At 72.5% G+C, this 2,166-nt stretch carries 1 pseudogene; it reads left to right on the forward strand.

Annotated elements, in window-relative coordinates:
• Positions 1–2,094: pseudogene (locus AB0M47_RS42625) on the forward strand (hypothetical protein); the annotation flags it as partial.
• Positions 2,095–2,166: the final 72 nt, after the last annotated feature.

The following is a 2,166-nucleotide window of genomic DNA, read 5'->3' on the forward strand; positions in this document are numbered from 1 at the left end:
GCGGTCGCGGACGGGCCGCCGGTCGTGGTCGCGGCGCTCGCGACCGCTCGCGACGCCGACGACGTCGTGCTCACCCTCGCCGGCGTGCTCGGCGTCGGCGGCGCCACCATGGCCGAGGTCGGCCAGTCCGTCGAGAGCCGCCTGGCCGAGAGCCCACACCTGCTCGTCCTGGACAACTGCGAGCACCTGGTCACCGAGATCTCTCAACTGGTACGCCGAATGCTGTCCCGGAGTGCGCGACTGGTCGTGCTGGCCACCTCGCGGCAACGGCTCAACCTTCCGGAGGAGACGGTGTGGCGGCTCGAACCGTTGAGCGTCGCCGCGCCGGGGGACGGCGTACCGGGGTCTCCGGCCGCGACACTGTTCCTGCGCCGCGCCGCCGGTGCGGTGCCGGGCTTCGTCCCGTCGGCGTCCGATCTCGACACCGTCGACCGGGTGTGCCGCCGGGTGGAAGGGCTGCCGCTCGCCCTCGAACTCGCCGCGGCGCGACTGCGTACGCTGTCGTTGCCCGAGCTGGCCCGGCAGCTGGACCAGGGATTCGGCGTACTGGGGCCGGGCTCGGCCGGCGAATCGCACGGCAACACCCTCGCCGCCACGATCGACTGGTCCTACCGGCTGCTCAGCACGGACGAACAACGGCTGCTCGCCGGGCTGGCCGTCTTCCGGGGCGGGTTCACCGTGGCCGCCGCGACAGCGGTGTGCGGTGCGGAACCGTCCCTGCTGGAGTCTCTTGTGGACCGTTCGCTGGTCCAGTCCTATCCGGCCCCGGACGGTCAGCGCTACCGGCTGCTCGAAGTGGTCCGCCAGTACGCCGAGACCAAGCTCGCCGAGTCCGGCGACCGGTACGCCGTCGCCGGGCGGCACGTCGCGTACTGGCTGGACGTGACGCGGGAGATCACGGCCCGGCCGCACGTCGACGAGCAGTTCGCCGCCTGGACCCGGCTCGCCGCCGATCTCGACGACCTCCGGGCCGCCGCGAGCGACGGGTACGCCACCGACCGGATCCCCGAGGCGGTCGAGCTGGCCCTGATGATGCTCGACTGCCTGACGGCGGTGAACGCGTACGCCGAACAGGGCCGCTGGCTCGACGAGCTGACCCCGCACCTGCCCGACTGCCCGCCCGCGATCCGCTGCCTCGGTGAGATGAGCCGTTCGCACCACCTGACGATGCGGGACGATCCCGCCGGGGCGCTGGCTCTGGCCCGGCCGATCATGGACGACCTGGCGGCGGTGCACACGCTCATGTACTACGACGCCCGCCTCTGCAACGTCCGCAACGGAGTGCACCTGCTCGACCCGGCCGCGGCGGACGAGGCGCCGATCCTGCACGACAAGCTGCAAGCGGTGGACGACAAGCACACTCGCGTGCACAGCCTGACGATGGCGGCCGAGGCACTGAACCAGTGGGGGCACGACGAGGCGGCACTCGCCCTGTGGGACGGCGACGACCTGCTCCGCACGGTGCTCGACGACGGCGACGAGATGCGGTACCGGTCGATCCGGCTGCTGAACGAGTTGGGCGCGGGGGACCTGACCGAAGCGGCCGTCACCGCTCGGCGGCTGCGCGACAAGCTCGTCCAGCCCGGTTATCTGACCATCAACACCCCGGCCTACTCACTGGCCTTGTACGCCCTGGTGACCCAGTCCCCACCGGCGGCGGCGGTGACCATCACGGGACTGATCGAGGCGGTGTCGGAGGCCAATCCGCCCGCCCTGTCCCGGGCGTACGCCTTGCGCCTGCTGCTCGCCGAAGCGCAGCGGCGGGCCGGGAACCTCGGCGCCGCCCTGACGGGGTTGCGGGACGGGTTGGCGACCGCCCGGACGCGGACGACGTACTCGTGGACCACGCCGTCGGTGCTCACCGCCGCGTCCCTCGCCGCCGACCTCGGCGACCCCGCCGCCGCCCAGCGGCTGGCCGAGGCCTGGGATCGCGTACGCACACCGCTCGGCCTGCCCGCGCCGGTCGGGTTCCGGGACCAGGCCGAGCGGCTGGGCCTCGACTGCGCAGCCGGTCCGGTGACCGCCGGAGTCTGGCGCGAGGAGCCGCTGCGGAACCTGCTGGCGACCGCCGAAGCCTGGGTCCTCAGCCGCTAGCTCGCCGGCGTTGTTTGGCGCTGGATCAGGGTTCTCGGTCGAATCTTGGCGCATGATTCGACTTGGAACCCT

Source organism: Hamadaea sp. NPDC051192 (assembly GCF_040682475.1).
In the GTDB taxonomy this organism is placed as follows: Bacteria; Actinomycetota; Actinomycetes; order Mycobacteriales; family Micromonosporaceae; genus Hamadaea; species Hamadaea flava.